Source organism: Streptomyces sp. ISL-36 (genome assembly GCF_018614205.1).
In the GTDB taxonomy this organism is placed as follows: Bacteria; Actinomycetota; Actinomycetes; order Streptomycetales; family Streptomycetaceae; genus Streptomyces.
In genome coordinates, this window is record NZ_JAGGOS010000037.1 from 1 (window position 1) to 12,439 (window position 12,439).

Annotated in this window: 8 protein-coding genes; 4 read left to right on the forward strand and 4 right to left on the reverse strand. The window is 71.6% G+C overall.

The annotated features are described in order from the left end of the window. The 3 genes from J7E93_RS09470 to J7E93_RS09480 all read right to left on the reverse strand — a co-directional run. Nucleotides 1-1,270 (reverse strand): amidohydrolase family protein (locus J7E93_RS09470; RefSeq protein ID WP_215067368.1); only part of this gene is annotated, 1,270 nt, incomplete at its 3' end. Nucleotides 1,271-1,442: 172 nt separating this feature from the next. Next, nucleotides 1,443-2,147: a GntR family transcriptional regulator gene (locus J7E93_RS09475; protein WP_308368174.1), complete on the reverse strand. Its 705-nt coding sequence runs from the start codon at nucleotides 2,145-2,147 to the stop codon at nucleotides 1,443-1,445. Nucleotides 2,148-2,584: 437 nt separating this feature from the next. Beyond that, nucleotides 2,585-2,812 (reverse strand): DUF5133 domain-containing protein, encoded by a 228-nt coding sequence (locus J7E93_RS09480; protein ID WP_215067370.1) that lies wholly within the window; start codon nucleotides 2,810-2,812, stop codon nucleotides 2,585-2,587. Between the two features lie 343 nt (nucleotides 2,813-3,155). On the opposite strand from J7E93_RS09480, the gene J7E93_RS09485 reads away from it, so the two are divergent. The 4 genes from J7E93_RS09485 to J7E93_RS09500 all read left to right on the forward strand — a co-directional run bounded on the left by J7E93_RS09485 (nucleotide 3,156) and on the right by J7E93_RS09500 (nucleotide 11,739). Further along, nucleotides 3,156-7,184 (forward strand): HAMP domain-containing protein, encoded by a 4,029-nt coding sequence (locus tag J7E93_RS09485; protein WP_215067372.1) that lies wholly within the window; start codon nucleotides 3,156-3,158, stop codon nucleotides 7,182-7,184. Nucleotides 7,185-7,265: 81 nt separating this feature from the next. Continuing rightward, a complete protein-coding gene (locus J7E93_RS09490) occupies nucleotides 7,266-9,965 on the forward strand; it encodes a SpoIIE family protein phosphatase (RefSeq protein ID WP_251066295.1) in 2,700 nt (899 codons plus the stop codon). Nucleotides 9,966-10,008: 43 nt separating this feature from the next. After that, nucleotides 10,009-10,377, forward strand: coding sequence for an STAS domain-containing protein (locus tag J7E93_RS09495; protein ID WP_215067374.1), 369 nt, complete (start codon nucleotides 10,009-10,011; stop codon nucleotides 10,375-10,377). A 63-nt stretch (nucleotides 10,378-10,440) separates the two neighbouring features. After that, nucleotides 10,441-11,739 carry a PP2C family protein-serine/threonine phosphatase gene (locus tag J7E93_RS09500; protein ID WP_215067376.1) on the forward strand — a complete coding sequence of 433 codons (1,299 nt, stop codon included), beginning with the start codon at nucleotides 10,441-10,443 and terminating at the stop codon, nucleotides 11,737-11,739. Between the two features lie 171 nt (nucleotides 11,740-11,910). Here J7E93_RS09500 and J7E93_RS09505 read toward each other — a convergent pair whose 3' ends face one another. Further along, complete coding sequence (locus J7E93_RS09505) at nucleotides 11,911-12,417, reverse strand: MarR family winged helix-turn-helix transcriptional regulator (protein ID WP_215067378.1); 507 nt, start codon at nucleotides 12,415-12,417, stop codon at nucleotides 11,911-11,913. Nucleotides 12,418-12,439 lie beyond the last annotated feature (22 nt).

The window sequence follows — 12,439 nt, forward strand, 5'->3', positions numbered from 1 at the left end:
GCGTGAGCAGGGTGACATCGGCCAGAGGGTCGCCGTCCACGAGGACGGCGTCGCCCGCGAAGCCGCGCGCGAGGCGGCCCGCCGTGCGCTCGATGCCGAGCAGCCGGGCGGCGCCGGTCGTGGCGGTGCGGATCGCGTCGAGCGCGGGCAGACCGGCCGCGTGCATCAGCTCCACCTCCCGCCCGATCGGACGCACCGTGCCGCCGGACGAGTCCGTTCCGGCGGCGAGGGGTACGCCGAGTTCATGGGCGGCGAGGACCGCTCGCTGCAGTACGGGGAGATAGGCGCGCCCGCGTTCGGCGAGGACCGGGTCCGAGGACTCGGCCAGGCCCGCGATGGCGGTGAGGGTGGGCGTGAAGTACGTGCCCCTGCGGCGCATTTCGCGCAGGGTGCGCTCGCCGACGAACGCACCGTGCTCCAGAGAGCGGACGCCGGCCGTGACGGCGTCGTGGCAGCCCTGTTCGCTGTAACTGTGGCAGAGGACGCCCTTGCCGTGCCGGCGGGCCGCGGCGACGATCACGGAGAGCTGCTCGTGCGAGTAGACCTGGGCGAGCGGGTCCTGCTCGGGGAGCCCGGCGCGCTCGTTGACCCGCGTCTTGATGACGTCCGCGCCGCGGGCGAGGTTCACCTCGACGACGCGGCGCAGCGCCTCGGCCGAGCGCACGCCGTCCTTGAGGCGGGCGAGCGGGGTGAGGTCGGGGTCGGCGAGCACGGTGTCACCGAGGTCCGGGGTGACGAAGACGCCGGCGGCCGTCAGGCGGGGCGCGAGGGCCGGGCTGTGCCGGGCGAGTTCCCGGACGGCGATGTCCTGGTAGAACGCGGTCGATCCGCTGCGCGCGCTGGTCGCGCCCTTGCGGACGGCGTCGCGGGCCTCGGCGGCGGTGCTGAGGTGGATGTGCGCGTCGACCAGCCCGGGCAGAACCCAGCGGCCGTCGGCGTCGAGGACCGCGGCGTCCTTGGGCGGGGTGACGCTGCCCCGGGAGCCTGCCGCCCGGACGATCCCGCCCTCGATGACGACGACGGCGTTCTCGGTGACCTCGCCGGTGGCCGGGTCGAGGAGCGTGCCGCCCTGGATCACCAGGCTTCCGCCCCTCGCCGCTCCGGAACCGCCGACGGCCTGTCGGGCGCCGCCCTCGACACCCTCGCGGGCCGCGGGGACGGCCCCGGCCGAGCCCGCGGCGGCCACGGTGCCGGCGAGCGCGGCCGCACCGGCGAGGATTCCGCGGCGGGTCAGCCGGCTGGAGGGTGGCGGCGTGGCTTCGACGCACATGGGGCTCCTTCGGGAAGTAGGTCCGACGGCTCCCCGTTTTGTATACCAAGCTGAAGGTGACGGGCAAGGGTGGTGATCGGATCCACCGAAATGCCTGCTCGCAAGAGTCGTCGGAGGTTCGCTGCGCCCGAGCTGGAAGGGTCATGGAGCAGCTTGGTATACCAACAGGACGTCAGTCGGTTCCGAAGAGAGAGCGCAGGGCGACCATCCTGCTGTCCCGCACGTGCAGCAGCGTGCTCGCGGCCGCCGCCTCCGCGTCACCGGCGGCGATGTACCGGTACATCTCGGCGTGCTGCGCCCGCATGTGCGCCGGCTCCTCGCGCAGGCCGAACAGCAGGCGGAGCTGCCAGCTCAACTGCTCCATGGTGCGCGCGAGCAGCGGGTTGCCGGACATGGTCACGACACCCTCGTGGAACGCCGTGTGGGCGGCCACCTCGCGCGTCCCCTCGTCCGCCGCGGCTGCCGACTCGGCCTGACGGAGCGTCGTTTCCAGGGCGGCGAGCCTGGTGGTGTCGCCCGCTGCGACAGCCCGGGCCGCCAGCCGCGAGGCCTGGACCGCCAGCGGTTCCCACACTTCGTACAAATGCTCCACATCGGTGCGCTCAAGGCGTCGCACGCGTACCCCGCTGTGCGGCAGCAGTTCGAGGAGCCCTTCGGCGACCAGCGCGCGCAGCGCCTCGCGCACCGGCACCCGGGACATGCTGAGCTCTTCGGCGACCTCCCGCTCGACGAGGCGGGCGCCCTGCGCGTACCGCCGGTCGACGATCCGCTGGAGGACGGCCTCCCGCGCCCGCGCGCTGAGCGAGACCGAGGCAGCCGCCCCCGAGCCGCCGGCCCCCGCCGTGTCCGCCGAGTCGGTCCTCCTGCTGTCCGCCACCGTTCTCCGTCCTCTTCCGTCCCGCGTTCGCGGTGCCCCGGGCGAGGATATGTGCGACGACGCGCGTGCCGCGCCGGCGGCGAGGTCGCACGGCGCACCGATTCGAGTGAAGGGCCGTGTGGTCGGCCCGCGACGTGGAATGTGTCCCACGTCGCGCTGTCGCTGCCACCGGTACGCATCACTGAGGAGTCGCACATGCGTCGCTTCGCTGTCACCGCCCTCGTCCTCGGCGCGCTTTCCTGCGCGTCCGCCGCCCCCGCGGTCGCCGGGGTCGACGGAGACCGTGAGACGGAGTCCACGACCGACGACTGAAGCCACCGGCGGCCCTCCTTCGTCGGCTCTGCGCACGTCAGGGGCGGGGAACCGCGGGGAGGGGCGGCTCCGGCGTTCCGCGGCGTTCCGGAGCCGCCCCTCCCGCACGAAGCGAAGTGTCTCGATCAGCTCACCAGCATCGAGTCGTCCTCGGTACGCGCGCCGGGCAGCCGATGGCGGGCGGCGATGAGCGCCGCGTCAACGTCACGCGTTCCGGTGGAGATGCACAGCGTGTACGCGATGTCGTCCATGCGCCGCCGTACCTCCTCGCTTCCGTTCTCCGCGTGCAACACCCTCAGCGTCTCGTACTGCTCGATCAGGTTGTTCAACACCGCGGGATGGGCCATCAGCACAGTGGGTCTCCCCTCGACGACAGGGCGCCGGCCGCCCGGCTCGATCGGCCGTCTGCCCCCTGTTCCAGGTTGTATGCGAGCGGATCGGGGCAGGACCCGTAGCGAGTCACGCCCTGCCTCGGGCAGAGAGGGGGTCGGCCGGGGAGGCCGTCCGGACAGGACCGTTCCGGCCGCACGTCTCACTCCCGTTCCCCTCCTGTCGATCACGGGGGAGTAGTCTCACCTTTATTGCCGTACGGCAACGGTCGAGGACCGGAGCGGTACGGGAGGGGCGGCGGCCCGACGGGGGCCGTGACCGTGCCAGCCCCTCGGCAGGTGCCTGGCGAGCTAACGAGGATGGGTCATGTCTGAGGCGACGATCGACGGCTCCTCGGCGGCGGGGCGGCGAGGACCGGTCGCGGTGGGAGAGCCGGAACTGCGACAGCTCCTGGCCGGCCTCACCGCCGTACGGGACGGAGACTTCGGCACCCGGCTGCCCGACGAGGCGAGCGGGCTGATGGGCGAGATCTCCAGCGTGTTCAACGGCATGGTCGACCAGCTCTCCCTCTTCACCTCCGAGGTGACCCGGGTCGCCCGTGAGGTCGGCACGGAGGGAACCCTGGGCGGGCAGGCGAAGGTCCCCGGAGTCTCCGGCACCTGGGCGGACCTGACCGACTCGGTGAACGCGATGGCCGGCAACCTCACCACACAGGTCCGTGACATCGCCCAGGTCGCCACCGCCGTCGCCAAGGGCGACCTCTCGCAGAAGATCGACGTGGACGCCCGGGGCGAGATCCTGGAGCTGAAGAACACCATCAACACGATGGTGGACCAGCTGTCCTCGTTCGCCGACGAGGTCACCCGCATGGCCCGTGAGGTCGGCACGGAGGGAATCCTCGGCGGCCAGGCGGACGTCAAGGGCGTCTCCGGCACCTGGCGCGACCTGACCGACTCCGTCAACTCCATGGCCGGCAATCTCACCGCGCAGGTGCGCTCCCTCGCACACGTCGCCACCGCCGTGGCCAAGGGTGACCTCTCGCAGAAGGTGGACGTGGACGCCCGGGGCGAGATCCGGGAGCTCAAGAACACCATCAACACGATGGTCGACCAGCTGTCGGCCTTCGCCGACGAGGTGACCCGGGTGGCCCGCGAGGTCGGCACGGAGGGGAACCTGGGCGGCCAGGCCACCGTGCGGGGCGCCTCGGGCACCTGGAAGGACCTCACGGACAACGTCAACGTGATGGCGTCCAACCTCACCGGCCAGGTGCGCTCGATCGCCCAGGTCGCGACCGCGGTGGCCCGCGGCGACCTCTCCCGCAGGATCACCGTGGAGGCGAAGGGCGAGGTCGCCGCGCTCGCCGACACCATCAACACCATGGTGGACACCCTGTCGGCCTTCGCCGACGAGGTCACCCGGGTCGCCCGGGAAGTCGGCACCGAGGGCCGCCTCGGCGGCCAGGCACGGGTTCCGAACGTGGCCGGCACCTGGAAGGACCTCACCGACAACGTCAACTCGATGGCGAACAATCTCACCGGGCAGGTCCGCAACATCGCCCAGGTCACCACCGCCGTCGCCAACGGCGATCTCTCGAAGAAGATCGACGTCGACGCCCGGGGCGAGATCCTGGAGCTGAAGACGACCATCAACACGATGGTGGACCAGCTGTCCTCGTTCGCCGCCGAGGTCACGCGCGTGGCCCGGGAGGTCGGCAGCGAGGGCCGTCTCGGCGGCCAGGCCGAGGTCGAAGGGGTCTCCGGCACCTGGAAGCGGCTCACGGAGAACGTCAACGAACTCGCCGGGAACCTGACCCGGCAGGTCCGCGCCATCGCCGAGGTCGCGAGCGCGGTCGCCGAGGGCGACCTGACCCGCTCGATCACCGTGGAGGCCTCCGGCGAGGTCGCCGAACTCAAGGACAACATCAACTCCATGGTCGGCTCCCTGCGCGAGACGACGCGGGCCAACCAGGAGCAGGACTGGCTCAAGTCCAGCCTCGCCCGGATCTCCGAGCTCATGCAGGGACACCGGGACCTCGCCGTCGTCGCCGAACTCGTCATGGACGAGCTGACTCCGCTCGTCTCCGCCCAGTACGGCGCGTTCTACCTGGCGGAGGAGGACGCGGAAGGCCTCGAACTCAAGCTCGTCGGCTCCTACGGCCGACCCGCGGACAGCCCCGGCCGCGACAGGTTCCGGCTGGGCGAATCCCTGGTCGGGCAGGCCGCCCGCAGCCGCCGTGTCATCGCGGCCGAGAACGTACCCGGCGACTACGTCTACATCTCCTCCGGCCTCGGCCGGACGGCCCGCGGAAGCCTCATCGTGCTGCCGATCGTGGTCGAGGACCAGGTCCTCGGCATCATCGAGCTGGTCTCCTTCACCCCCTTCACCTCCGTGCACCGGGACTTCCTGGAGCAGCTCATGGAGACGGTGGGCGTCAACGTCAGCACCATCGTCGCCAACGCCCGTACCGACGAACTGCTGGGTGAGTCCCAGCGGCTGGCCGACGAACTGCGGGCACGCTCCGAGGAGCTGCAGGTGCAGCAGGACGAGTTGCAGCGCTCCAACGCGGAACTGGAGGAGAAGGCGGCTCTGCTCGCCTCCCAGAACCGTGACATCGAAGCCAAGAACCTGGAGATCGAGCAGGCGCGGCAGGAACTCGAGGACCGCGCCCAGCAGCTCTCGCTGGCGTCGAAGTACAAGTCCGAGTTCCTCGCCAACATGAGCCACGAGCTGCGCACCCCGCTCAACAGCCTCCTGATCCTTGCCCAGTTGCTCGCCCAGAACCCGACCCGCAACCTCACCGCCAAGCAGGTCGAGTACGCCGGCATCATCCACTCGGCCGGATCCGACCTGCTGCAGCTGATCAACGACATCCTCGACCTGTCGAAGGTGGAGGCCGGAAAGATGGAACTCAATCCGGAACGGGTCCCGCTGCGCCGGCTCCTCGACTACGTCGAAGCGACGTTCCGGCCGCTCACCACACAGAAGAACCTCGCCTTCACCATCTCCACCGCACCCGGCGTGCCCGTGGACCTGGTCACCGACGACTCCCGCCTGAGGCAGGTGCTGCGCAACCTGCTCTCCAACGCGGTCAAGTTCACCGAGCGCGGCCGCGTCGAGCTGCGCATCGAGCCCGCCTCGGACGACGAGCTGCCCGCGACGGTGCACCGCGGCGGCGCGGTGGTCGCCTTCCGGGTCAAGGACACGGGCATCGGCATCGCCTCCCAGCAGCTCGAGGCCATCTTCGGCGCCTTCCAGCAGGCGGACGGCACGACCAACCGGAAGTACGGCGGTACCGGCCTCGGCCTGTCCATCAGCCGCGAGATCGCCTATCTGCTCGGTGGCGCCCTCACGGCCACGAGCGAGCTCGGCGAGGGCAGCACCTTCACGCTCTATCTGCCCGTCGCACGCGCCGACTTCCAGGAACAGCACGGCCCCGCGCATGTCACCCGCCCCCAGGACGGCGAACCGTCCGCGACGACCCCCGACGCCGACGCGCCCGCCCGCGCCGGCTGGCCGGCCGCCGCCCCGCAGGCCCGGCAGCCGAGGCGGCTGCTGGTGATCGAGGAGCGCCCGCGGGGGCTGCTCTCGCTCGTCGCGGAGAACGCCGTCACGGAACTGACCCGCGGCCCGAACCGCGCGGACCAGGAGGAGATCGAGGTGATCGCGGCCGTGGGGCCCCAGGAGGCCGCGACGGCCCTCGCCACCCAGCCGTTCCACTGCGTCGTCCTCGAACTCGACATGGCCGACAGCGAGGCACTGCACTTCCTGGACGCGATGGACGGGGACGCGGCGCTGCGCACCGTACCCGTCCTCGCCCACAACAACCGCAGGCTCGACGCCGAACACGAGCGGGCCCTCCAGGCGCGCGCCCACCGACGGCCGCTGGAGCTGCTCTCCAGCCTCGACGAACTGCGCGAGCGGATCGCCCTGCACCTGTCCGCCGACCAGCCGGGCGACGTCGTACCCCTGGTACGCGCAGAGGAGCGGCTGTCGGTCCCCCAGCCCGTCGACGCCGCCCTCAGCGGCCGTACGGTGCTCGTGGTCGACGACGACGCCCGCAACCTCTACGCCCTGAGCGGCATCCTGGAGCTGCACGGCATCGAGGTCCTGCACGCCGAGAACGGACGCAAGGGGATCGAGGCGCTCGCCGAACACCCCGACATCGACCTCATCCTGATGGACGTCATGATGCCCGAGATGGACGGCTACACGGCCACCGCCAGGATCAGGCAGATGCCCGAACACGCCGGGCTGCCCATCATCGCCGTCACCGCCAAGGCCATGCCGGGGGACCGGGAGAAGAGCCTGGCCTCGGGCGCCAGCGACTACGTGACCAAGCCGGTCGACGCCGATGACCTCATCGCCTGCATCCGCCGGTGGCTGCGCGACGGATAGCCCGACGGTCCAGCCTCCCCGCCTCGAACCGTGCACCCCACCAGTCCCCCCACGAGCCGTCCCATCCCAGGAGCCCGCGTCATGAGCGCACCCGACCACCATGGCGGAGACCGTCCCGCCGGTCCCCCCGGGGACGCCCCTGAGACGACGACCGGGCCCCGGCAGGACACCACTCCCGGGCTCCCGCCCGCCGACTCCTCGGCGGGGCGGGGCGCCGGAGCAGCCACGGCCGGATCCATGAGCCGGACCGGCCGACGGACGCCCCGCGACCTGCCCGCACCCCGGTCAGGCCCGGCCGACGGCCCGTACGGCGACGGCCCGCACCTCGACGGCCGGCACTTCGACGGCGACGTCTCCGGACCTGCCGCGGCGTTCGCCCTTCCGAACGAGGAGGACACCCCGTCGGAGCACCACTCCACCGTCGGCCGGCTGGCCGCGACAGTGGAACGGCTGCGCGAAGAGGTGCGGGCCGCACACGCCGCCGCCGATGGCCGGGCCCTGATCGAACTCGCCAGGGGCGTCATCGTCGAGCGGCTCCGGTGCGGCCCGGCACAGGCGGCGCGGCAACTCGCCGAGCTGGCCGACCAGGCCGGCCTCTCGCAGCTGGAGCTGGCCGCCGACATCATCAACCAGGCCGCCCACGACCAGGTCGCCGAGGTCGCCGAGGTATTCGTCAGACGGGCCGTGGCCGAGCCCGGGACGGGCGACGCGCGCCGCACGATCCACGGCGCCGGGACCAGCCACGGGCCCGCGACGTCGGTGGCCCTGCGCCTGCGCACGGCCGAATGCGCCGCGCTGAGCGCGGGGGATACCCAGGCCATGGCGGAGTCCCTCCTCGAACACGCGCTCGCACCCCTGGGGGCCACCGCCGTCGCCGTCTGGACCGCCGGCCCCGACGCCTCGCTCACCCTCTGCGGCCACGCGGGGTTCGGCGCCGACGAGCCCAGCCGGTGGCGTTACGTACCGCCCGGGGTGACCACCGTCGCCCGCCAAGCGCTCACCGAGCGCCGTACCGCGTGGTTCCGCTCCCTCGGGGCCACCGGGATCCCCACCATCGGGCAGGTCCGCAACCCCGACGGCGGCCGGGTGGCCGTACCCGCCGGAACCGGCGGCCGCATCCACGGCGTGCTTGAGATCTGCTGGCCCCGCCCGCTGAAGCCCCAACCCCAGGCCGTGGAACGCCAGATCGAGGCCCTGGCCGAACTGTGCGCCCACACGCTCGAGACCCTTCCCGCCGAGCCGGTGCCGGCGCCCCCGCGCGAGCCGGCCCGGGTGTCCGAACTGGTGGACCTCGCCGACGGGCTCTACGACCCCGCCCTCGTCCTCACCCCGTACCTGGACGGTGAGGGCCGCCTCCGCGACTTCCGTATCCGTCACGCCAACGAGCACTTCCAGGACCCGGCGGGCCGCGCCAGGAGCGCCGTCGACGGGGCCCTGCTCCTCGAGGCGTACCCCACGGCGGCCGGCGAGAACGAGCTCTTCGAGTGGATCGAGCGCGTCTACGCCACCGGCGAGCCCTTCCGCGCCCGGCGGACGCGGCTGACCGCCCTCGTGGACCAGGTGCCCCTCGCGTCCGCCGCCGATCTCAGCATCAGCCGGCACGGCGACAGCGTGCTCCTCATCTGGCGCATCGAGGACGAGACGGCCCGGCTCGCCAGCCTGCTGCAGCACGCCCAGCGCCTCGGCCGCATCGGCGGTTTCGAGGAGAACGTCCTGACCGGGGACATCACCTGGAACGGTCAGCTCTTCGACCTGTACGGACGGGACGCCGCCGAGGCCCCGGTGTCGCTGCGCGACCTGACCACCCACGCCCACCCCGACGACGCCGGCGCCATCGGCCGCTTCCTCCAGGCCGTGCTGCACCACCGGCGGGCCACCTCGACGGCCTTCCGACTGCTGCGCCCGGACGGAGTGACCCGCCACATCCGGGTGATCGCCGAACCCGTCCTCGACCCCGACGGCCGGCTCCTCGCCGTGCGGGGCGCCTATCAGGACATCTCCTCGCAGCACTGGACGGAGGTCGCCCTGGCGGCCACCCGCGACCAACTCGCCGTCACGGAGCAGGAGTCCGCGGAGCACAACCGGCTGGCCCTCCAGCTGCAGCACGCCATCATGCCCCCCAGCAAGGCGCCGCTCGACGCCCCGGGCCTGGACGTCGCGGTTCGCTACCGGCCCGCCGAGACGGAGTCCCTGGTCGGAGGCGACTGGTACGACGCCGTCGTGCTGCCGTCCAAGAAGATACTGCTGTGCGTCGGGGACATCGCCGGCCACGGCATCGACGCCGCCACCGGAATGGTGGTGCTGCGCAACGCGCTGCGCGGCCTCGCCGTGACCGGAGCGGGCCCCGGGCAGCTGCTGTCCTGGCTGAACATCGTGGCGCACCATCTCACCGAGCGCGTCACGGCCACCGCCGTCTGCGGGGTCTTCGACCCCGAGACCCGCACGCTGCGCTGGGCCAGGGCGGGGCATCTCCCTCCGGTCCTCATCCGCGGCACGCGGGCCACGACGCTGCCTCTGCTCAAGGGGCTGCTCCTCGGAGCTCTCGCCGAGGCCGAGTACGAGGAGGCGGAGTTCCAGCTGGAGGCGGAGGACACGGTGCTGATGTACACCGACGGCCTCGTCGAGCGCCGGGACACGTCCGTGCAGGACTCGCTGGCGCAACTGCTCACCATGGCCCAGATGCCGGCCGACAGCCTCGAACGGCGGCTGGACATGCTGCTGACCCAGAGCAAGTCCGACACCGACGACGACACGTGCCTGATCGGCGTGCGCGTCTCCTGACCGCGTGCGCAACCGAACGACCCACCCACAGAAAGCAGGGAGTATGCCCGAGAGAGAAGCGAATCTGGACGTCGAGGTGGACGTTCGCGACGTCGACACGGCGGTGCTGTCCGTGGGCGGTGAACTCGACATCGAGACCGCCACTCTGCTCCACCACCACCTGGCCAACCAGTTCCTGCACGGCCGTCGCCACCTCGTTCTGGATCTCTCCTCCCTGGACTTCATGGATTCGTCCGGCCTGAACGTCTTGATCCGGGCGGCACGGGACGCGCGGGAGGCCAGAGGCGACCTGCATCTCGTCGCGCCGACCCCGGCCGTGCGACGCATTCTGGAGATCACGGGCCTCACGATGACCACGCCCTTGCACGCCGATGTCGCCGAGGCGCTCGCGGCGGCCGGCCACGCGGGATAGACGACAGGGGTGCGTGCCCGCCGTGGCGGGCCCGCACCGCGGGCAGAGAGAGAAGCGGAAGACGTGGACGAGATCACCGTTGTCGAGCAGGCACTGCGCCGGGCCGCTCCGCACATGCTGGTGAGCGTCGTGGAGGAGGCTCTGCGGGAGCACTACGGCGCGCAGCGGGTGGAACTCCGGCTTGCCGACTACGGCCTGCGCTCACTGCAGATCGTCGAGCACATGCCGCTCTCGACCCCGCCGGTACTGATCCACGACAGCCCACAGGGTCGTGCCTTCGGGGCGCAGGAGCCGTACATCACCCATGAGGCCGGCTCCGTCTCCGCACACCTCCCGGTCACCATCAGGGGCGACCGGATGGGCGTCCTCACCGTGACCGTGTCCGAGGATCGTGACCTTCTGCCCCTGCTGCCCGAGCTGCAGCACATCTGCGAGGCACTCGGCCACGAGATCCTCGTCGCGGAGCGCGACACGGACCTGTTCGTCCTCGCGCGGCGGGCCGCCCGGCTGACGCTGGCGGCCGAGATGCAGTGGCAGCTGCTGCCGGGGCGCTCCTGCGCCCGGCCCGAGTTCGCCCTCGGCGCCCACCTGGAACCCGCGTATGCGATCTTCGGGGACAACTACGACTGGTCGGCATCGGCCGACCACCTGACCCTGACGGTCACCAACGGGATGGGGGAGGGCATCGAGGCCGCCCTGCTGACCAATCTCGCCATCAACGCGCTGCGCAACGCCCGCCGCGCCGGCCTCGACCTCGCGGACCAGGCGGCTCTGGCGGACCAGGCGGTGTTCGCGCAGTACCGCGGCAGCGCCTACGTCTCCGTGCTCCTGCTGCGCTTCGACCTCGCCACGGGCGAGGTGGAGGCCGTGGACGCCGGATCGCCCCGCCTGTGGCGCCTGCGGGACCGCTCCGTCGAGCCCGTCTCGTTCGAGGCCCAGCTACCGCTGGGGATGTTCGAGGATTCGGTCTACGTCCCGGAGCGTTTCACCGTGCGGCCGGGGGACCGGCTGCTGTTCGGCAGCGACGGTGTGTACGCCGCGGCGTCCCCGGAAGGGGAGAGCTACGGAGACCGGGCGCTGGCCCGTGCGCTCACCTCGACGAGGCTGCTGCCGCCCACTCAGGTTCCCGGTGCGGTCCTGCGTGAACTCGCCGAGTACCACGGAGACACACCGCTGGAGGACGACGCTCTCGTGGTCTGCCTCGACTGGCGGGGACGCCAGAACGACCACGAAGTCTCCCCGACCCACGAAGTCTCCCCGACCGAGGACGGCGAGGACGTCGAGGACGCGGAGGACGGCGAGGACGGCGAGGACGGTGAGGACGTGGAGGACGCGCAGGACGGTGAGGACGTCCGCGCCTGACAAGCCCGTCGGCTCCTTCGGTGGGCGACCATGTCAACAGTTGCCGTGAGGCAACTGTATCCTTGAGGCAACACCTGGCTCGTGCCCGGGGGTGAACACGTCATAGGCGACCAGAGGGTGAAAAATGGGGCATGGGGCACGTGATCGGGCGCCGATCACGGTGGGGGGAGGTCAGGCGGACCGGACGTCCTTGAGCGGCGCACTCCCGCCTGACGAGGGGCTCTGCTTGTCCAACGCGTCCTGGAACCCGGTCAGCCCGCGCAACAGCGCCTTGCGCGTCGCCGGGGACATGGCGGCGATGACGGCCAACAGGGACTCCTCCCGCTGGACCCGGAGGTCTCGCAGGTACGCCTTGCCGCGGCCGGTCAGGTGCAGTTCGAGCTGGCGGCGGCTGACCGGGCTGGGCAGCCGTTGCACGAACCCCAACGCCTCCAGCCGATCGCACATGCGGCTCACCGAAGGCGGCGCGGATCCGAGCAACTCGCCCAAGGCGCGAAGGTTGATGCCCTCCTCGCGATCGAGGCTGTACAGCACCCGAAGCTGAGACGCCGACACCGGTGTCGACGACACCATGTCCCGGCCGCGCTCCCACAGCACCTCGAGAAGCTCGATGAGCTCCCGGGCAGCCTGCGTCGTCTCCTGCGGCTCCCGCTGAGACGGGGCGGGGTTCGTGTCCATGGCTACTGACACTCCTCAGGCG

Excerpts from the sequence above, each read along its gene's own strand:
- J7E93_RS09485 (WP_215067372.1), top strand. The coding sequence starts at position 3,156 with ATGTCTGAGGCGACGATCGACGGCTCCTCGGCGGCGGGGCGGCGAGGA.
- J7E93_RS09490 (WP_251066295.1), top strand. The coding sequence starts at position 7,266 with ATGAGCGCACCCGACCACCATGGCGGAGACCGTCCCGCCGGTCCCCCC.
- J7E93_RS09495 (WP_215067374.1), top strand. The coding sequence starts at position 10,009 with ATGCCCGAGAGAGAAGCGAATCTGGACGTCGAGGTGGACGTTCGCGAC.
- J7E93_RS09505 (WP_215067378.1), bottom strand. The coding sequence starts at position 12,417 with ATGGACACGAACCCCGCCCCGTCTCAGCGGGAGCCGCAGGAGACGACG.